This is a genomic window from Arthrobacter sp. 49Tsu3.1M3, from assembly GCF_900168135.1.
Lineage (GTDB): Bacteria > Actinomycetota > Actinomycetes > Actinomycetales > Micrococcaceae > Arthrobacter.
Genome location: NZ_FUZD01000005.1, coordinates 196,552 through 216,006 on the forward strand (window position 1 = coordinate 196,552; position 19,455 = coordinate 216,006).

Genomic DNA, 19,455 nt, shown 5'->3' on the forward strand with positions numbered 1-19,455 from the left:
GGCCCAGCAGGGCCGGCGCAGATAAGAATCGAACCCCGGTGGCGTCAGCCGCCGGGGCTTCTTTTTGCCCTTTTTCAGCGGCCGCCCCCTCCGTTGTCCTATCGGTTGTGGTCCCCCGAGCGCTCCAGGGCAGCCACAACTGATAGCGCAACGGGATGGTCCGAGGCGCGGGGACGTAGTCTTGTGCCCATGGATACTGCACCGACGAATACGTCACCGGCCGGTCCCGCCACAGCGGTTATTGTTGTGGCCGCCGGCTCCGGCCAGCGCCTGGGCTATGGCATGCCGAAAGCAAAAGTGCCTCTCGGTGGGGACACCATCCTCACCCACGCCCTCCGCGGCGTGGCGGCGGCCGGGATCGCACAGCAGATCTGCATTGCGCTCCCCCCGGGTGACACCGAGCTGCGGGCGCTGTGCGAGGCCTTTACCCAGGAGCTTGCGGCCGGGCAAGCCGGCGCGGCGTCGGGCAACGGCGTCCGGGTTCCCGTCGTGACGGTCGTCGACGGCGGTGCGGATCGCGCCGATTCCGTCCGCGCCGCGATGGCGGCTCTCTTGCCCAATATCGAGTCGGTGCTGGTCCACGACGCCGCCCGGGCACTGACGCCTGAAGCCGTCTTTCACCGCGTGGCAGCGGCGCTTGGCGCCGGTGCCTCGGCCGTCATTCCGGTGATACCGGTCGTCGACACCGTCAAGACCGTCGAACCGACCACCGGCGACGGCGCCGCGGTGGCCCCCGAGCTGGTCACCGGGACGGCGCCCCGGGAATCGCTCCGCGCCGTGCAGACGCCGCAGGGATTCGCCCTGAGCACCCTCAAGCGCGCCCACGAGGCTGCCGCCGGGTTCGACGCCGGGCAGTCCGCCCTTGTCACGGACGACGCGATGCTGGTGGAGCTCATCGGGGTCCCCGTCCACGCGGTACGCGGCGCCAGCCAGTCCCTGAAGATCACCACGCCCCTGGACCTGATCCTGGCCGAAGGCCTTCTCGAAGGCCCCCTGGGCGTACGCTGGGTGGAGGGATGAGCATGTCCACCAACCCGCCAGTCGTTCCCCCGGTCATTCCCCGGACCGGGATCGGAATCGATGTCCATGCCTTCGCCGCGGAGGACGAGCCGCAGCCGCTGTGGCTCGGCGGCCTTTTCTGGGAGGGGGAGCGGGGTCTGTCCGGCCACTCAGACGGTGACGCCGTAGCCCATGCCGCGGCCGACGCGCTTTTCTCTGCCTGCGGGATCGGGGATCTGGGCACGCACTTCGGTACGGACCGGCCCGAATATGCCGGGGCGTCCGGCGTGACCCTGCTGGGCGAGGCCGCCCGGATTGTTCGCGCCCACGGATTCGAAATCGGCAATATCGCCGTTCAGTTCGTGGCCAATCGGCCAAAGTTCGGCCCGCGGCGGGAGGAATCCCAGCGGGTCCTCAGCGCCGCTGCCGCGGCACCGGTGAGCGTCACGGCCACCACGAGCGACGGGCTCGGGTTTACCGGCCGCGGCGAGGGAATCTCAGCCGTGGCAACAGCACTCGTGTATCAGGCAGGCTAGGCACCGCAGGTTAAGCACAGCCGGTTAAGCGCCGCCGGCCCCGGTCCCCTACGCTTGAGGGAAGACCCAAGCGAGACACCCGTTCCGAATTGCCAGGAGACCTGCCGTGAAGAAGCTGCTGACCGCCGTCGTACTCGTGGCAGGGACCATGCTGAGCGGCTGTGCCGCCTCCACGACAACACCGCAGACGCCTAGCGCCACTCCGAAGCTCAGCGTCGAGGAAAGCTGTAAGTTCCTCAACACCGACACCTTCGTGCCCTCCGGGAGCGCGAAGGAGCAGGCGGGGCAGATTGGCCAGCACTACCAGGAGGTTGCGGACAAGGTGGCGCCGGAGGTGGGCGCCCCGATCCAGCAGATGGCCGAGATCATGAAGCAGGTTGCGGCGAGCCCTACGGGAACCAAGACGGACCAACAGACGGCCCAGCTCACGGAGCAGATCAACAAGATCGGCCAATACTGCAAGTAGGTCACCGCACCGGCCGTTCCCGGCGGCCGGCCTGCCGCCCGCCGGCCTGCGCCCCCGCCAGTCCCGGCCGCCGGCAAAGCGGGTCGGGCCGCGGAGCGCCATCGGCTAATCTGGAGCGGTGACCCTGCGCTTTTACGACACTGCATCCGCCGAAGTCCGCGACTTCGTCCCCCTGGTACCTGGCCAGGTGAGCCTGTATTACTGCGGAGCCACCGTGCAGGGCATGCCGCACGTCGGCCACATCCGCTCGGCCATCGCATTCGACCAGCTGACCCGCTGGCTGCAGTACCGCGGCTTCCGGGTGACGGCAGTCCGCAACGTTACCGACATCGACGACAAGATCCTTGCCAAGTCCGCAGCCTCCTTCGGCGCCGACTTTGAAGACGAGCCCGGGGCTCTCCGCAACGAGGAATGGTGGGCCCTGGCCTACCGCTACGAGCAGGAATTCCTCAAGGCCTACGACACCCTCGGCGTCTCCCGCCCCACCTATGAGCCCCGCGCCACCGGCCACATCCCGGAAATGCACGCCCTCATCCAACTGCTGATCGACCGCGGCCACGCCTACCCGGCCCTCGACGACTCCGGCGACGTCTACTTCGACGTGCGTTCCTGGTCCAAGTACGGCACCCTGACGCGCCAACGGCTCGACGACATGCAGGGCGCTCCGGACGCGGATCCCCGCGGCAAGAAGGACCCCCGCGACTTCGCGCTGTGGAAGGGCTACAAGGACGGCGAGCCGACGACCGCGAGCTGGTCTTCGCCGTGGGGCGCCGGCCGCCCGGGCTGGCACCTCGAATGCTCCGCGATGGTCACCAAATACCTCGGCACCGAGTTCGACATCCACGGCGGCGGCCTGGACCTGCGCTTCCCGCACCACGAAAACGAAATGGCGCAGTCCCAGGCGGCAGGCCACGGCTTCGCCAACTTCTGGATGCACAACGGGATGGTCACCTACGCCGGCGAGAAAATGTCCAAGTCCATCGGCAACACCATCAGTCCGACGGAAATGCTCGAGATCGCCCCGCCGCGCGTCGTCCGGTACTACCTCGGGCAGGCGCAGTACCGCTCGGTCCTGGACTACCAGCCGACGTCCCTGCAGGAAGCCGCTGCCGCCGTCGAGCGGATCGACGGCTTCCTCAGCCGCGCAAGCCGGGTCCTGCCCGACCCGGGACCGGATGCGTCTGCTGGTTCTGTCCCGGAAGCCTTTGGCGTGGCCATGGACGATGACCTCAACGTCCCGCAGGCACTGGCAGTGCTCCACGAGACCGTCCGGGCCGGCAACACGGCTCTCACCGACGGCGACCTCGACGCCGCGGGCCAGGCGTTGGCCAGCGTCACCGCCATGCTGGATGTCCTCGGCCTCAACGCCACCGCAACGCCGGCGGCCGACGAACAAGCCAACACCGCCCTTGGCGTCCTGGTCGAAGCTCAGCTGGAGGCGCGGGCCCACGCCCGGGCGGCCAAGGACTGGGCGGCGTCCGACGCCATCCGGGACACCTTGGCCGCAGCCGGCGTGGTCGTCGAGGACGGGCCGGACGGGGCAAGCTGGAGCCTCAAGCGCGGCTGAACGGATCCTGCTGCGCCGCCTGACATCCCTCCCGGGCCACCCCGAAATCGTGGATTTTACTCGAGTCAGTAGACTGGAGGTCAGACTTATCAACGAAGTACGTAACAAGCAGGGGTGGAAATCATGGCCAACAACGGTCGCCGGTCCGTCAAATTGAAGAAGGGCCCCACCGTCGGAACCGGCGGTCACGGCCGCAAGGCTCTGGAGGGCAAGGGCCCCACGCCGAAGGCGGAGGACCGCCCCTACCACAAGGCGTTCAAGAACAAGCAGCTCTCGGAACGCTCCGAGGCCAAGCGCGCCAGCGGAAGCCGCACTACCAGCGCCGCCGCCCGCTCCGGCCGCTCCGGTCCCAAGGGCCGCGCCACCGAAGAGGTCGTCACCGGGCGCAACTCGGTGGTCGAAGCCCTGCGCGCCGGCATCCCGGCCAAGGCCCTGCACGTCGCCGTCCGCATCGAAATGGACGACCGTGTCAAGGAATCCCTGAAGCTGGCCGCCGAACGCGGCATCCCGCTGATGGAAACCGGCAAGCCCGAGCTCGACCGGATGACCGACGACGCCATCCACCAGGGCCTCGTGCTGCAGATCCCGCCGTACGAATACCAGGACGCGTACGAGCTCGCCGAGGAAACCCTCGAGGCCTGGAAGAAGGGCCACGTAGCCAACGCCCCGCTCTTCGTCGCGCTCGACGGCATCACCGATCCCCGCAACCTCGGGGCGATCATCCGCTCCGTCTCGGCTTTCAGCGGCCACGGCGTCGTCGTCCCGGAGCGCCGCTCCGTGGGCGTCACCGCCTCGGCCTGGAAGACCAGCGCCGGTGCAGCCGCCCGCGTCCCCGTCGCCCGCGCGGCCAACTTGAACAACACGCTCAAGGCGTTCAAGAACATGGGGATCTACGTCCTGGGGCTCGACGGCGACGGCGACGTCTCGCTGCCCGAGCTCACGCTGGCCACCGAACCGGTGTGCATCGTCGTCGGATCCGAAGGCAAGGGCCTGAGCCGCCTGGTCCGCGAAAACTGCGACCAGATCGTCTCCATCCCGATCGACTCCGCCATGGAATCCCTCAACGCCTCCATGGCCGTCGGCATCTCCCTCTACGAAATCTCCCGCCAGCGCGCCGCTAAGTAGAACCCTGGGTCAGGTTTCGGCGGAACCGCAGTTGTTGTTAGGTTTCGCCGGAACCGGAGTTTTGCCGTCGCTTAGACACCTTCCTTCGCTTTGCTCGGCCGCGGGCGGCCTCACTACGCTCTGGTCGGCGATGCGCTCCTTAGCAAAAACTCCGGTTCTGGCTCCGACGCTCCCTCACCTTGTGCGGGAGGATGGCAAACGGTCCCTCACCTTTCGCGGTAAACGGCTAAGCGCTCCCTCACTTGTTGTTGGGGAGCGCTTCCGTCTAATGTGCGAAAAGTGAGGGAGCGTTTCCTTTTAACGTGCGAAAAGTGAGGGAGCGTCTCTTCAAGCAGCCGGGCGGAAGGTGACCTCTGCGAAGGTAACCACTAACGGCTGGTGCCGCCTAGAACCTGTGGCGGTTGGCCAGGACCGGGAGTTTGGTGCGGGCTTCCTGGACCGCGGCGGTGTCCAGGTCGGCGAAGAGAAGGCCGGGGGCGCCGTCGAGCTCTTCGAGGACGTCGCCCAGGGGGGAGACCACCACGGAGTGCCCGACGCCGGTGGGGGCGGAACCCTTGACCTGGTGACCCACGCTGGCGGGGTCGCCCTGGCCGCAGGCGAGGACCAGGGTGGTGGAGTCCAGGGCGCGGGCGCGGGCCAGGAGCTTCCACTGCTCGGCCTTGCCGGGGCCCGAACCCCAGGAGGCGCACACAATGTTGACGTCGGCGCCGCGGTCCGCGTTTTCCGTGAACAGGTCCGGGAATCGGACGTCGTAACAGGTGGCGAGGCCGAACGTCACGCCGTCGAGCTCGAAGGTGGCGGGGGTGGCGCCGGCGTCAACCGTGTCCGACTCGGCGAAACCGAAGGCATCGAACAGGTGGATCTTGTCGTAGCTGGCCTCGAGGCCGCGGCCGGTGACCAGCAGGGTGTTGCGCACCTTGGCGCCGTCTCCGGCGGTGCCGGGAGTGAACATGCCGGCGACGATCACAATGCCGAGCTCTGCGGCGAGGGCGCGGACGTGGGATGCCCACGGGCCGTCCAGTGGCTCGGCGATATCCAGGAGCGAATTGCCGAAGGCCCGCATGGTGGCCTCCGGGAACACCACCAGGTCCGCGCCGCCGGCCTTGGCCTGGCGCGCATAGGCGTCCACGAGGTCAAGGTTCGCGGCCAGGTCACGGCCGGTAATAATTTGGGCTAGTGCAACGCGCACAATTACCTCCATCTCGGCGCTCCATTACAGTATGCAGTGCGGCGGTCCGTACACTGCAAAACGTCATGAAAACGAAAACGGGGGCCATTTGTCTGGCCCGGCTAAGCTTTAAGCAATGGTTATGTCTTACATAGATACCGCTTCCACCGTAGACGCTTCGCGGGCGTTTCCGCTGGGGATCAGCGTTCCACATACCGGATCACCGGCGGTGGACGATCCCCGGGGGGCGTTCGCGAACGTGGCCGTCTACGCGCCCGGCGTGACCACCCTGGAGATCGCATATCAGCCGCCCGGGGGAACCTGGCAGGTAAAGACCCTGCCCAACTTCACGGACGGCGTCCACCACGGAATTGTTGAGGGCATCCCCGCCGGTTCGCGCTACGGCTTCCGGGCTTCCCCGGAACACGAGGCCCTCCCGCTGTCCATGCCCGCCACGGATTTTGATGCCGCCGGCGAGCAGCCGCTGCTCATGGACCCCTACGGCCGGGCCGTCGACGAACGCGATGATCTGATCACCAGTGTCCGGGTCGGCAACGACTTTGACTGGGGTCTGGACCGCAGCCCGCGGGTCCCGTGGCGCAACACTATCGTCTACGAGGCCCACGTCCGGGGCCAGACGAAGCTGCACCCGGACATTCCGGAGGACCTGCAGGGGACGTATGCCGGGATGGCCCACCCGGCCATGATCGAGCACCTGATCTCGCTGGGCGTCACGGCGGTCCAGCTCCTGCCCGTGCATTTCCACGTGGACGAACCGCACCTGCAGCAGCTCGGGCTGACGAACTACTGGGGCTACAACACGGCCGCGTTCTTCGCCCCGCATCCCGGCTACGCCACCGAGGCCGCCCAGGCCGCCGGCGCCCACGCGGTCCAGGACGAGTTCAAGGGCATGGTCAAGCTGCTGCATGCCGCCGGGCTCGAGGTCATCCTCGACGTCGTGTACAACCACACCGCCGAGGGCGGCACGGACGGCCCCACCCTGAGCTTCCGCGGCCTGGGCGAGATGCAGTACTACCGCAACGACGGCCACGGCAGGTACGTGGACACCACCGGCTGCGGCAACAGCCTGAACTTCGGCGAACCCCGCGTCGTGCAGCTGGTGCTGGACTCCCTGCGCTACTGGGTGAGCGAGTTCCACATCGACGGGTTCCGCTTCGACCTCGCGGTCACGCTGTGCCGCAACAGCGCCAACGAATTCGATCCGCGGCACCCCTTCCTCGTCGCCGTCGGAGCCGATCCGGTCCTGTCAGGCGTCAAGCTGATTTCCGAACCCTGGGACGTGGGCTACGGCGGCTGGCAGACCGGCCGGTTTCCCGCCGGGTGGGTGGACTGGAACGATCATTTCCGCGACGCCGTCCGCAGCTTCTGGCTCGCCGACCGCGCCGCGATCGACGGCGGTGGCAGCGGCGGCCCGGTGGCCCGCCTCGCGGACGCGCTCTCTGGTTCCGCCCGGCTGTTCGAGTCCTCGGGCCGGTCCCGGCTAGCGTCGCTGAACCTGATCACGGCCCACGATGGCTTCACCCTGGCCGACCTGACGGCCTACGACCGCAAGCACAATGAGGCCAACGGCGAGCAGAACCGGGACGGCCACGGCGATAACCGCAGCTACAACCACGGCTTCGAGGGCCCCACCGAGGACAGCGACATCCTCGCCCGGCGTGCCCAAAGCAGGCGGAACCTGATGGCCTGCCTGATGATTTCCCAGGGCGTACCCATGATCACCGCCGGGGACGAGATCTGCCGGACCCAGCAGGGGAACAACAACGCCTACTGCCAGGACAATGCACTGACCTGGATCGACTGGACCAGCACGACGGAATCCCATGCGATGCTGCGCACCACCAAGCGCGTCATCCGGCTGCGCAAGGAGTTTCTGGCCAGCCAGCCGCATGATTACCCGGCGCGTGACAACCAGTCCTACTTCCACTGGTTCGATGTGGCCGGCCAGCCCATGTCCGCCGACACGTGGCACGACCCCGGCCACCGGGTGATCCAGCTCCTGCTCGGGTCCGACGACGGGCACATCGACGGTCTCGTGGTGGTCAACGGCGGCGCCGACGACGTCAAGGTCACCTTGCCTCGGCTGAGCAATGAGGACGGCACCGGGCACCGGCTCTTCGAACTCCGCGTGACGACGTCCGAACTCCATGACCGGCGTCAGGGCGCCCGCGTCGCCTCAGGTGAGCGCGACCTCGTTCAGGCCAACACGATCAATATCTACCGCACCTAATTAAATTTCGAGATTAAGGACCCCATGAAGATTTACTCGGCAGAGACCTGGACCATCGAAGAACTCACGGCGCAAATCGGCGACGCCGGCCGGCGCGCCCTGGTGGTCCCCGCCGCGGACACCAAGCAGGCGGTCCTGGATACGTTCGGCGAACTCCTGGACGTCCCCGAGGACTACGGCACGGACCTGGATGCCCTGCACGATTCGCTGCACGACGTCGCGGATGCCGTGACCGACGACGGCGAGGCCCCCGTGACGTTCATCTGGCAGGTGCCCGCTGCGCTCCGGGCGGACCGGTCCTTCGGCGTCATCTGCGAAACGCTGCAGGACGCCGAAGGCTACGCCGGAAAGAGCCTGGACGTCATCGCCGTCTGCCTCTAAACGAGCTCACACGACGCCACGCGGTGACGGTCAGGCGTTGACGATCAGGCCCAGTTCCGCCTTGGAGGCCAGCGCATCGTTCTTGGGGAGCACGCGCACGGTGTAGCCGAAGGACCCCGAACGGTCGATCACCAGCGTGCCGCTGAAGAGGTGCCGGCCCTTGCCGAGGTCTTCTGCGGCCTTGAGCTCCGCTACCGTGATGTCCGTCAGCTCGTCGGTGTCCTCGGCGCGGCCGTAGGCCACCTCAACATAGACGTCGTCCGGTGAGAGCTCACGCAGCGCCACATACGCATTTACCTGCAGCAGGTCGCCGATCTGCGGGTCCTCGGATACCCCCACCGAGTCGACGTGTTCGACCTGGATGTGCGGCCACGCGGCCCGGACCCGTGAGCTCCATGCCGCCAGGGCCTTGGCCTGGGCGTAGTTGTCCGCCACGGCGTGGCGCCCTGCGATCGCGGCGGGCCGGTACAGGACGTTGACGTAGTCCCGGAGCATCCGTTCCGCGGAAACCGCCGGCCCCAGGTGGGACATGGTGTGCTTGATCATCGAGACCCAGTGCGTAGGAACAGCCTGCGGGCCGGGCTGGGATGGTCCCGCAGCGCCCGCGGCGTCGGACACGGTCAGCCCGTAGAATCGCGGCGCCACCTGCGTTTCGAGCAGCTCGTACAGTGCCGCCGCCTCGATGTCGTCGCGTTCCTCCGGGGAGGCGTCGTTGTTGGCGGTCGGGATCGCCCAGCCGTTCTCGCCGTCGTACATCTCATCCCACCAGCCGTCCATGACCGAGAGGTTCAGCGAGCCGTTCAGGGCCGCCTTCATGCCGGAGGTGCCGCAGGCCTCCAGCGGGCGCAGCGGGTTGTTCAGCCACACATCGCAGCCGGGGAACAGGGTCCGGGCCATGGCGATGTCGTAGTTGGGCAGGAACGCGATCCGGTGCCGCACGGCGGGGTCGTCGGTGAACCGGACGAGGTCCTGGATCATCTTCTTGCCGGCGTCGTCCGCCGGGTGGGACTTCCCGGCAATGACCAGCTGGATGGGGTGCGTCTTGTGCAGCAGCAGCGCCTTGAGCCGTTCCGGATCGCGCAGCATCAGGGTCAGCCGCTTGTAGGTCGGCACGCGGCGGGCGAAGCCGATGGTCAGGACGTCCGGATCCAAGACGGAGTCCGTCCACGCCAGCTCGGCGTCGGCCGCACCGCGCTTCTTCCACGCGGCCCTGAGCCGGCGCCGGACATCCTCCACCAGGGACACCCGCATCTCGCGCCGCAACGCCCAGAGGTCCTCGTCGGTGACGTTGTAGGCCAGGTCCCACCGGCCCTGCGCTTCCGCCTCGGCACCAAACTGGTCCCGCGCCAGCGCGGAGATGCGCGGGTCCACCCAAGTGGGGACGTGCACGCCGTTGGTGACGGAGGTGATGGGGATTTCGGAGTGGTCGAAGCCCGGCCACAGGGCGGAGAACATCCCGCGCGAGACCACGCCGTGCAGTTTGGCCACACCGTTGGCCCGTTGGGCGAGCCGCAGCCCCATCACGGCCATGTTGAACACGAACGGGTTGCCGTCGGCGAAGTCCTCGCGGCCCAGGTCCAGGATCTTTGCCACCGGGACGTCCGGGGCGAGGCCGGCTTCGAAGAAGTGCTGAATCTGGGAGATTTCGAAGCGGTCGATTCCCGCGGGCACCGGCGTGTGGGTGGTGAACACCGTGGACGCGCGCCCGGCGGCCAGGGCCTCCTCCCAGCTCAGCGGCGTCGCGCCGGACATCAATTCCTGGATCCGCTCGACGCCGAGGAACCCGGCGTGGCCCTCGTTGGTGTGGAAGACCTCCGGCGCGGGGACGCCCGTAAGCCGCTGGAACTCCCGCAGCGCCTTGACCCCGCCCATGCCCAGCAGCAGCTCCTGCTGCAGCCGGTGGTCTCCGCCGCCGCCGTACAGGCGGTCGGTGATGCCGCGGGCGGCCTCGTCGTTGCCCGGAACGTTGGAATCCAGCAGCAGCAGCGGCACGCGTCCGACGTCGGCCCGCCACACGTGCGCCAGCAGGCGCCGGCCCTGGGGAAGCGGCAGGGAGATCTGGACCGGTTTGCCGTTGCCGTCCGGGGAGGCCTCGCGCAGGAGCGTCAGGGGCAGCCCGTCGGGGTCGAGGACCGGGTACGTTTCCTGCTGCCAGGCGTCCCGGGAGAGCGACTGCTTAAAGTAGCCGGCCTGGTACAGGAGGCCGACGCCGATCAGCGGCACGCCAAGGTCCGAGGCCGCTTTCAGGTGGTCCCCGGCCAGGATGCCCAGGCCGCCCGAGTACTGGGGCAGGACCTCGGTGATGCCGAACTCGGGCGAGAAGTAGGCGATGCATGCCGGCGCGCCGTCGCCCAGGCTCTGGTACCAGCGCGGCTGTTCCAGGTACCGGTCGAGATCATCGGCCGCGGCGTGCACGCGCCGCACCACGTCCTGGTCCGCGGCGAGGCGCTGCAGCTCTTCCCGGCTGACCAGGCCCAGGAAAGTCACGGGGTCGTGGGCACTCTCCGCCCAGATCCCGGGGTTGAGCCCCTCGAAAAGCTCCCGGGTAGGCCGATGCCAGGACCACCGGAGATTGGTGGCGAGCCGGGCCAGCGGCCGGATCGACTCCGGGAGAACGGTTCGGACAGTAAATCTGCGGATTGCCTTCACCAGCGAAACACTAACGGACAAGTCGGTGCCCCGGAACCGCTTTAAGATTCTTTCCTGTAAATGACGAATATCGGTCCGCCAGAGCCGGAAACCTCCGGAAAACGTTCGAGGCCTTAGCATTCTGGCCGTTTTGTAGATAACGTCGAGGCTGTGACGAATAACTCGCGAACCAGCGCCCTGTCCAAGCAAAAGCCCAAGGCCCTGATCACGGATGGCCTTCGATTTGGCCGCTTTCCGATCACCGCCGTGCAGCCTTCGGTGGAGGGGGGAAAGTTTCCCGCCAAAGCCGTCGAGGGCCAAACCATTGTTGTGGGAGCCACCGCGTTCCGGGAGGGACACGACCAGCTCGGCGTCAGCGCCGTCCTGCTCGACCCCCGCGGCAAGGAGCGGCAGCGGGTCCGCCTCGCCCCGCCGCGCGGACCCCGGGGAATGGGCACGGACCGCTGGGAAGGTCTCCTGACCCCGCCCGCCACCGGCAACTGGTCCTTCGTCATCGAGGCCTGGCACGACCGCTACGGCACCTGGCACCACAACGCCGAGGTCAAGGTGGAGGCCGGCATCGACGTCGAGCTCATGCTGTCCGAAGGTGCCGCCCTGCTGGCGGAAGCCTCCGAAGACGCCTCCCGCCCCTCCGGTGACCGCAGAACGCTGCGGATGGCCGTCGTCGTCCTCTCAGACACGTCCCGGACACCCGAGGAACGCCTCGCCGCCGGCTTCGGCGCCGACGTCGCCGCCGTCGTCGAACGCCAGCCCATCCGCGAACTTGTGACGGTGTCCGAGCCCTACCCGCTGTTGGTTGAGCGAAGGCTTGCCGGGGCCGGCGCCTGGTACGAATTCTTCCCCCGCTCCGAAGGTGCCGTGCGCAACCACGACACCGGGGAATGGACCTCCGGCAATTTCCGCACCGCCGCGCAGCGCCTCGACGCCGTCGCCGCCATGGGCTTTGACATCATCTACATGCCGCCGATCCACCCGATCGGCGTCCAGCACCGCAAGGGGCCGAACAACACCCTGATCGCCGGACCTCACGATCCCGGTTCGCCGTGGGCCATCGGATCCCACGAGGGCGGCCACGACGCCATCCACCCGGATCTGGGCACCTTCGAGGACTTCGATGCCTTCGTGGCGCGGGCCGGTGAGCTGGGACTCGAGGTGGCCCTGGACCTGGCCCTGCAGGCCGCGCCGGACCACCCGTGGGTGCAAAGCCACCCGGAATGGTTCACCACGCGCGTCGACGGCACTATTGCCTACGCGGAGAATCCGCCAAAGAAATACCAGGACATTTTCCCGCTGAATTTCGACAACGACCCCGCGGGGCTGTCCAACGAAATTCTTAGGATTGTGATGCTCTGGGTCAGCCATGGCGTCAAGGTGTTCCGGGTGGACAATCCGCATACCAAACCCGTGTGGTTCTGGGAATGGCTGATCGGCAAGGTCAATAAGAAGCACCCCGACGTCGTCTTCCTCGCCGAGGCATTCACCCGCCCGGCCATGATGCACGCTCTTGGCCGTGCCGGCTTCCAGCAGTCTTACACCTACTTCACCTGGCGGAACACCAAGGAAGAACTGGAGACGTACTTCCAGGAGGTCAGCCACGAGTCGGCGGCCTACTTCCGGCCGAACTTCTTCGTCAACACCCCGGACATCCTCACCGAATACCTGCAGTTCGGCGGCCCGGCGGCCTTCAAGATCCGTGCCGCCCTGGCCGCGACGGCAAGCCCGATCTGGGGCGTGTACGCCGGCTTTGAGCTCTACGAACACGTGGCGCGTCCCGGCGCCGAGGAGTACATCGACAACGAGAAGTTTGAGTACAAGTCCCGCGACTGGGACGCGGCGACAGAAACGGGGCGCACCCTGGCCCCGTACCTGACCCGGCTCAACGGGATCCGGCGCGCGCACCCGGCCCTGGGGGACCTGCAGAACCTCACGGTGCACCAAAGCTCGGACAACTCCACCGTGGTGTACTCCAAGCACAAGACCCTCGCGGACGGGACCAAGGACACCCTGATCATCGTCGTCAACGTGGACCCGCACGGCACCAGGGAGAGCACGGTGTCCCTGGACCTGCCGGCGCTGGAACTGGACGCGGAGAACTTCACGCACAACGGCCGTTTCATGGTTGATGACCTGCTGACCGGCGAGAGTTGGGAATGGGGGGAATACAACTACGTCCGCCTGGACCCGCACGTCGAGCCCGTTCACATTCTTAGCATCCGGAGGTAGTGCCAGTGAGTTTTAGCCCGCAGAACCCGAGCCAGCACTTCAGCCCGAGGGGGAGCTTTGAATTGAATGCCCCTGGCCTCCAGCACGATCCTCTCTGGTACCGCAAGGCGGTCTTCTACGAGGTGCTCGTCCGGGGCTTCGCCGACGGCAACGGAGACGGCTCGGGCGACTTCCACGGCCTGATCGAAAAACTGGACTACCTGCAGTGGCTGGGGGTGGACTGCCTGTGGCTCCCGCCGTTCTTCCAGTCACCGCTGCGCGACGGCGGCTACGACATCTCGGACTACAACTCCGTGCTGGACGAGTTCGGCACCATCAGCGACTTCAAACGGCTCGTGGCCGAGGCCCATGCCCGGGGCGTCCGGGTGATCATCGACCTCCCGCTGAACCACACCTCCGACCAGCATCCGTGGTTCCAGGAGTCACGCAAGGACCCGGATGGTCCGTTCGGCGACTTTTACGTGTGGAGCGACACGGATGAAAAGTACGAAGACGCCCGCATCATCTTCGTGGACACGGAGGAATCCAACTGGACCTTCGACCCCATCCGCCGGCAGTTCTTCTGGCACCGGTTCTTCAGCCACCAGCCCGACCTGAACTTCGAGAACCCCAAGGTCATTGACGCGCTCTTCGACGTCGTGCGGTTCTGGCTGGACCAGGGCATCGACGGCTTCCGGGCCGACGCCATCCCGTACCTGTTCGAGGAGGAGGGCACCAACTGCGAGAACCTGCCGCAGACCCACGAATTCCTCCGCCAGCTGCGCCGGATGGTCGATGAAAGCTACCCGGGCCGCGTGATCATTGCCGAGGCCAACCAGCCGCCCGCCGAAGTGGTGGAGTACTTCGGCACCGAAGAGGAACCGGAATGCCACATGGCGTTCCACTTCCCGATCATGCCGCGGCTGTACTATGCGCTGCGGGACCAGAAGGCGTCCCCCATCATCGAGACGATGAAGGACACCCCGGACATTCCCGAAGGCGCCCAGTGGGGCACGTTCCTGCGCAACCACGACGAACTGACGCTGGAAATGGTCACCTCCGACGAACGCGCCGCGATGCTCGGCTGGTACGCGCCGGATCCGCGCATGCGCGCCAACATCGGCATCCGGCGCCGGCTGGCCCCGCTGCTGGATAACTCCCGCTCCGAGATCGAACTCATCAACGCCCTGCTGCTGTCCCTGCCGGGCAGCCCGTTCCTGTACTACGGGGACGAGATCGGCATGGGGGACAACATCTGGCTCGAGGACCGTGACGCGGTCCGCACCCCGATGCAATGGAACCCGGACCGGAACGCCGGGTTCTCCAGCGCCGACCCGGGCAAGCTGTACCTGCCGGTGATCCAGTCGCTGGTCTACAACTACAGCATGGCGAACGTGGAGGCCGAGGCCGCCCATTCGGGGTCGCTGCTGCGCTGGACCCGCCAGATCCTGAGCGTCCGCAAGAACCACCCCGCCTTCGGGCTCGGCGGATTCAAGCATGTGGAGGCTGACCACGACGTCGTCCTCGCGTACCTGCGTGAGCTCCCGGAAGGCAACGCCGCCGGCGAGGACGCCGAGACCATCCTGTGCGCCTTCAACCTCTCACAGCACCCCGTGGCGACCACGTTGCGGGTGCCGAACTTCGCCGGCCGCGGCCTCCGGGACGTTTTCGGCGGCCAGGCCTTCCCGGCCATCGGCGACGACGGAACGCTGACCCTGACCTTGGGCAGCCACGATTTCTTCTGGTTGCGGATCCGTTCCGCCGCCTCCAACCCGGCATCCCCGTTCACACAGGCGATGCCCGTCCTGTCCATCGAGGGTTGAGATGACGCGACCAGTCATTGCCCCGGCCTTGAGCGGACTCCTTGGCGCCTGGCTGCCGCGCCAGCGATGGTTCCCTGTCAAGACCGCCGAGTTCACCTTCGAACCGGCGGGCGGCCTGCGCCTGGACACGGGCGCCGGCGGGGCCACGTTCGAGGTGTTGCTGGTCGCGGTGTCCTACCCCACGCCCGGCGGCAGCCGCACCGACGTCGTCCAGGTGCCGCTCAGTTTCCGGCCAGAACCCTTGCCGGGGGCAGAACGCGCGCTGATCGGCGAACTTCCCGGCACCCGCGCTGATGCCGCCCACCAGTGGGTGTACGACGGTGTCCACGACGCCTCCTTTGTCGCCGCCTGGCTGGAGCTCATGCGGCACGGCGCAACGACGCCGTCGGGCAACGCCACCGGCCACCTGGTGGAGTCCGGCTACCGCCTGCCGTCCGGAACCGGCAAGGTCAAGGTCCTCGCGGGCGAGCAATCGAACAGCTCCGTAATCGTCGACGACGAGGACGGCGGCACAGTCGCCATCGTGAAGTTCTTCCGGGTGCTGTCCGAAGGCCACAATCCCGAGGTTGAAATCGGTGCGGCGCTGACTGCGGGGCACACCGCGGAGGTCCCGGCAACCCTTGGGTGGGTGGCCGGCGAGTGGGAGGTGCCGGCGGCTGCAGCCGGGGCGGAGCCATCCGGTGCCCGCAGTCCTGCCACTGTCCGTCCCGCCACTGTCCGTCTCGCCTCCGGCGAGCTTGCCGTGGCGCACGAATTCCTCGCCGGCGGACTCGATGCCTGGCGGCTCGCCGTGGACGCGGCCAGCCGGGGGATCGGGTTCGCTGCCGAAGCCCACGCGCTGGGCGCGGCTACAGCCACCGTACACCGCAGGCTCGCCGAGGCCCTGGGCACAGCCGCCGAATCTGCGCCGGGACAGGACATCGCGCCGGGAGTAGCCGAGCGCGTCCGTCAGTCCTGGGCCCAGGCCGGCCAGGTCGTCGGGCCTTACGAAGAAGCGCTGAACGGTCTCCTCGGCCGGCTCGAGGGCACCAGCGCAGGCCAGCTCCAGCGTATCCATGGCGACCTCCATCTCGGGCAGATCCTGCAGGTTCCCGCCCGCATGGTCCCGGGCGAGCCGGGAGGCCCCCCGCGCTGGGCCATCCTCGACTTCGAGGGCGAGCCCCTGCGCCCCATCTCCGAGCGCAACTTCCCGGACGTCGCCCTTCGGGACGTTGTCGGCATGCTGCGGTCCTTCGACTACGCCGCCGGCGCCGCCGTCCGCGAAAACCCCGGCGCCGTGGTACCCGGGACCTGGGTGGATGACTGCGCTGAGGCCTTCCTGGCCGGCTACGCCGACGTCATTCCCGGCAGCATCGACCGCGATTCGCCGCTCTTTGTGGCGCTGTGGCTCGACAAAGCCCTCTACGAAGTCATCTACGAACTAAGGAACAGGCCGGACTGGCTCTCCATCCCGGTGAACGCATCGCGTCGTCTCCTCGGCAGTACAGGTTCCGGCGTCGCCGCCGAAGCCGCAGCGGAAGGTATAAAAATGACAGGATCAGCACGTATCGATCGGCCCGGAACACCACTGCCCGTGGATGGCGAGACCCTTGCGAGGGTCTCCAGCGGCGAACACCACGCGCCCCACTCGGTCCTCGGCGCCCACCTCGATGACCATGGCCACGTCACCATCCGGACGGTCAAGCACCTGGCGGAAGCGGTCTCGGTCGTGACGTCGGCAGGTTCGACGCCCATGACGCACGAATCGAGCGGCGTATGGGTGGCCGTGATGGAGCCGCTCGAACGCGGCCATGTGCCGGATTACCGGCTCGAGGTGACCTACAAGGACCACGAGCCCCAGATCATGGACGACCCCTACCGCTACCTGCCAACCGTCGGCGAAGTGGACCTGCACCTGATCGGTGAGGGCCGGCACGAGCGTCTGTGGGATGTCCTGGGCGCGCATGTGCAGCACTACAAGTCCTCGCTTGGCGACGTCGACGGCGTGTCCTTCGCCGTCTGGGCCCCGAACGCCCAGGCAGTGCGCGTCAAGGGTGACTTCAACGGCTGGGACGGCCGCGAACACTCCATGCGCTCCCTCGGTTCCACCGGTGTCTGGGAAGTCTTCATTCCCGGGGTTGTAGCAGGGGCGTGCTACAAATTTGAACTCAGGACCCGGCACGGATACTGGGTGGAAAAGGCGGACCCGCTGGCCTTCGGCACCGAGGTCCCGCCGCTGACTGCATCCCGGGTGGTAGAGCCCTCGTATGTCTTCAAGGATGCCGAGTGGATGCAGGCCCGCGCTGCCCGCGATCCGCACAACTCTGCCATGAGCGTCTACGAGGTCCACCTCGGTTCCTGGAAGGTGGGGCTGGGCTACCGCGAACTGGCCAAGGAACTCGTGGAATACGTCAAATGGCTCGGCTTCACCCACGTGGAGTTCATGCCCGTGGCCGAGCACCCCTTCGGCGGCTCGTGGGGCTACCAGGTCACCTCGTACTTCGCGCCGACCTCGCGCTTTGGGCACCCGGACGAATTCCGCCACCTCGTCGACGAACTCCACCAAGCCGGCATCGGCGTCCTCCTCGACTGGGTCCCGGCGCACTTCCCCAAGGACGAGTGGGCCCTGGCCCGGTTCGACGGCGAAGCACTGTACGAGCACGCCGACCCGAACCTGGGCGAACACCCGGACTGGGGAACGCTGATCTTCGACTTCGGCCGCAGGGAGGTGCGCAACTTCCTGGTGGCCAACGCCCTGTACTGGCTCGATGAGTTCCACATCGACGGGCTCCGCGTGGACGCCGTCGCCTCCATGCTCTACCTCGACTACTCCCGCGAGGAGGGTCAGTGGCAGCCAAACCGTTTTGGCGGCCGCGAAAACCTCGAGGCGATCTCCTTCCTCCAGGAGGTCAACGCCACGGTCTACAAGACCCACCCTGGCGCGGTCATGATTGCCGAGGAATCCACCGCGTTCCCGGGCGTCACGGCACCCACGAGCGGCGGCGGCCTGGGCTTCGGCCTCAAATGGAACATGGGCTGGATGCACGACTCGCTCAAGTACATGGCTGAGGACCCGTACAACCGCCGGTGGCACCACGGCACCATCACGTTCTCGATGGTCTACGCGTTCACGGAAAACTTCCTGCTGCCGATCAGCCACGATGAAGTTGTGCACGGCAAGGGCTCCATGCTGCGCAAGATGCCCGGTGACCGGTGGCAGCAGTTGGCAAACCTGCGCGCATTCCTGGGCTATCAGTGGGCCCACCCGGGCAAGCAGCTGATCTTCATGGGCACCGAATTCGGCCAGGAAGCGGAGTGGTCGGAGCAGTACGGCCTGGACTGGTGGCTCGCGGACATCCCGGCACACAAGGGCATGCAGCTCCTGACCAAGGATCTCAACGAGCTCTACCGTTCCACGCCGGCACTGTATGAGCGGGACAACCAGCCCGAAGGTTTCCAGTGGATCAATGGGGGAGACTCGGACCGCAACGTGCTGACGTTCATCCGCCGCGATGCCGACGGCAACCCGCTGGTCTGCGCCGTGAACTTCTCCGGCGGCCCGCACACGGACTACCTCCTCGGCGTCCCGGCCGCCGGCGAGTGGCAGGAAGTGCTCAACACCGACGCCGCCAGCTATGGCGGTTCCGGGGTGGCGAACACCGGAACCCTGACCGCGACGAAGAAAGGCCTGGACGGACAGCCGGCCATGCTCACCGTGACCCTGCCTCCACTCGGGGCCGCGTACTTCAAGCCGCTGGGCTAGGCGCAGCGCCCGGACAGCAGACCTGCCGAGCGTAGGGAAGTGTCTGCGAGAGGCCCGGAATCCCCGTGATTCCGGGCTTTTCTGCACCGTCTTCGGGGCCGCTTTGTCAGCGGGTCCAAGTGGTGGTAGAGTTTATTTCCGCGCTGCTCCCCGGAGTTGAACGGCCACCAAGACCCAGAAGCCTATGGCAAGAATGAGTCTGGACCGCCGATTTGACTAGGGTGAAGCGGCCGGGTAAGTTTGAAAAGTTGCTCCGGAGCGATCCTCGACCGAAAAGGTTGTGGTGGTGCCGGGTGTGTCTGTTGTTTGAGAACTCAATAGTGTGCCAAGTTTGTTGATACCAATTTATTGTATTGAATTGGTTGAATTTGCCGGGCCCGCCACCCCGTGGTGTGGTCTGGTGTTTTTGGCTGGTTTCAAATTTTGTGCAGCTGGTTTCTCCCGTTTTCCCGGGGGTGCCGGTTGTGTCTGTTTTACTTCAACGGAGAGTTTGATCCTGGCTCAGGATGAACGCTGGCGGCGTGCTTAACACATGCAAGTCGAACG

12 protein-coding genes and 1 rRNA gene are annotated in these 19,455 nt (G+C 66.9%); 11 read left to right on the forward strand and 2 right to left on the reverse strand.

The window, feature by feature from the left end:
• Positions 1–189 precede the first annotated feature (189 nt).
• The 5 genes from ispD (at position 190) to rlmB (ending at position 4,693) form a co-directional block, all read left to right on the forward strand.
• Positions 190–1,020 carry a 2-C-methyl-D-erythritol 4-phosphate cytidylyltransferase gene (ispD, locus tag B5X90_RS08865; RefSeq protein ID WP_079552063.1) on the forward strand — a complete coding sequence of 277 codons (831 nt, stop codon included), beginning with the start codon at positions 190–192 and terminating at the stop codon, positions 1,018–1,020.
• Positions 1,017–1,535, forward strand: a complete 519-nt coding sequence (ispF, locus tag B5X90_RS08870; protein WP_143264690.1) for a 2-C-methyl-D-erythritol 2,4-cyclodiphosphate synthase — start codon at positions 1,017–1,019, stop codon at positions 1,533–1,535. The genes ispD and ispF overlap by 4 nt, the downstream gene beginning before the upstream one ends.
• A gap of 106 nt (positions 1,536–1,641) precedes the next feature.
• Entirely contained in the window at positions 1,642–2,001 is a 360-nt protein-coding gene (locus tag B5X90_RS08875) for a hypothetical protein (protein WP_079552067.1), read from the forward strand.
• 118 nt (positions 2,002–2,119) lie between these two features.
• A complete protein-coding gene (gene cysS / locus B5X90_RS08880) occupies positions 2,120–3,568 on the forward strand; it encodes a cysteine--tRNA ligase (RefSeq protein ID WP_079552069.1) in 1,449 nt (482 codons plus the stop codon).
• A 123-nt stretch (positions 3,569–3,691) separates the two neighbouring features.
• Positions 3,692–4,693, forward strand: a complete 1,002-nt coding sequence (gene rlmB, locus B5X90_RS08885) for a 23S rRNA (guanosine(2251)-2'-O)-methyltransferase RlmB (protein ID WP_079552110.1) — start codon at positions 3,692–3,694, stop codon at positions 4,691–4,693.
• A 385-nt stretch (positions 4,694–5,078) separates the two neighbouring features.
• Here the strand turns inward: rlmB and B5X90_RS08890 are convergent, their stop codons facing one another.
• Positions 5,079–5,882: a carbon-nitrogen hydrolase family protein gene (locus B5X90_RS08890; protein ID WP_079552112.1), complete on the reverse strand. Its 804-nt coding sequence runs from the start codon at positions 5,880–5,882 to the stop codon at positions 5,079–5,081.
• Positions 5,883–5,997: 115 nt separating this feature from the next.
• On the opposite strand from B5X90_RS08890, the gene glgX reads away from it, so the two are divergent.
• Positions 5,998–8,112, forward strand: a complete 2,115-nt coding sequence (gene glgX / locus B5X90_RS08895) for a glycogen debranching protein GlgX (protein ID WP_079552071.1) — start codon at positions 5,998–6,000, stop codon at positions 8,110–8,112.
• A 24-nt stretch (positions 8,113–8,136) separates the two neighbouring features.
• Positions 8,137–8,493, forward strand: a complete 357-nt coding sequence (locus B5X90_RS08900) for a barstar family protein (protein WP_079552073.1) — start codon at positions 8,137–8,139, stop codon at positions 8,491–8,493.
• Between the two features lie 30 nt (positions 8,494–8,523).
• Here the strand turns inward: B5X90_RS08900 and glgP are convergent, their stop codons facing one another.
• A complete protein-coding gene (glgP, locus tag B5X90_RS08905) occupies positions 8,524–11,142 on the reverse strand; it encodes an alpha-glucan family phosphorylase (RefSeq protein WP_179129090.1) in 2,619 nt (872 codons plus the stop codon).
• A gap of 150 nt (positions 11,143–11,292) precedes the next feature.
• Here glgP and B5X90_RS08910 point away from each other — a divergent pair, with 150 nt between their 5' ends.
• The 4 genes from B5X90_RS08910 to B5X90_RS08925 form a co-directional block, all read left to right on the forward strand.
• On the forward strand, positions 11,293–13,365 hold the full coding sequence (locus tag B5X90_RS08910) for an alpha-1,4-glucan--maltose-1-phosphate maltosyltransferase (RefSeq protein ID WP_256860138.1): 2,073 nt from the start codon (positions 11,293–11,295) through the stop codon (positions 13,363–13,365).
• A 5-nt stretch (positions 13,366–13,370) separates the two neighbouring features.
• A complete protein-coding gene (treS, locus tag B5X90_RS08915) occupies positions 13,371–15,167 on the forward strand; it encodes a maltose alpha-D-glucosyltransferase (RefSeq protein ID WP_079552077.1) in 1,797 nt (598 codons plus the stop codon).
• Position 15,168: 1 nt separating this feature from the next.
• Complete coding sequence (locus B5X90_RS08920; protein ID WP_079552079.1) at positions 15,169–18,909, forward strand: 1,4-alpha-glucan branching enzyme; 3,741 nt, start codon at positions 15,169–15,171, stop codon at positions 18,907–18,909.
• Between the two features lie 478 nt (positions 18,910–19,387).
• Positions 19,388–19,455, forward strand: a 16S ribosomal RNA gene (locus B5X90_RS08925); the annotation flags it as partial.

Coding starts and splice junctions, on each gene's coding strand:
- B5X90_RS08900 (WP_079552073.1), top strand. CDS start 8,137: ATGAAGATTTACTCGGCAGAGACCTGGACCATCGAAGAACTCACGGCG.
- glgX (WP_079552071.1), top strand. CDS start 5,998: ATGGTTATGTCTTACATAGATACCGCTTCCACCGTAGACGCTTCGCGG.
- ispF (WP_143264690.1), top strand. CDS start 1,017: ATGAGCATGTCCACCAACCCGCCAGTCGTTCCCCCGGTCATTCCCCGG.
- rlmB (WP_079552110.1), top strand. CDS start 3,692: ATGGCCAACAACGGTCGCCGGTCCGTCAAATTGAAGAAGGGCCCCACC.
- ispD (WP_079552063.1), top strand. CDS start 190: ATGGATACTGCACCGACGAATACGTCACCGGCCGGTCCCGCCACAGCG.
- B5X90_RS08920 (WP_079552079.1), top strand. CDS start 15,169: ATGACGCGACCAGTCATTGCCCCGGCCTTGAGCGGACTCCTTGGCGCC.